Annotated in this window: 1 protein-coding gene; it reads right to left on the minus strand. The window is 69.2% G+C overall.

The features are described from left to right. Window positions 1-355: MBL fold metallo-hydrolase (locus tag IG94_RS41395; protein ID WP_248783127.1), on the minus strand; the 355-nt coding region annotated here is incomplete at its 3' end. Window positions 356-386: the final 31 nt, after the last annotated feature.

The following is a 386-nucleotide window of genomic DNA, read 5'->3' on the forward strand; positions in this document are numbered from 1 at the left end:
ACTGCCTACGATCGGCCCCGGGCCAGAAGTGCGTCAGCACCAGGCGCGCCACTCCCGCGCGAGCAGCCCATTGGCCGGCCTGGGTGGCGCTGAGCAGGTGGGGGTCGACAGCGGCGCCCTGCAGTGTTGCTCCGGCGACCAGCAGATCCGTACCAGTCGCCAGATCGCCGAGCACGTGGTCGGGGCCGGCGTCGCCGCTGTAGGCCACGCTCAGGTTTGGGCCCGTCAGTCGCACTCCCGCGTGTGGCACGTGATGCGGAAGGAGTCGCCCGTTCAGATGGAAAGGACCGACTTGGTAAAGGCCCGGCAGCGGACGCGATTCGAAGACCTCGTGCAGGTCCTCGGTCGGCTCCATCGCCTGCACTCTCCCCAGCACTCCCGTAGGG

Origin of the sequence: Streptomyces olivaceus, from assembly GCF_000721235.1 — a bacterium.
GTDB lineage: Bacteria > Actinomycetota > Actinomycetes > Streptomycetales > Streptomycetaceae > Streptomyces > Streptomyces olivaceus.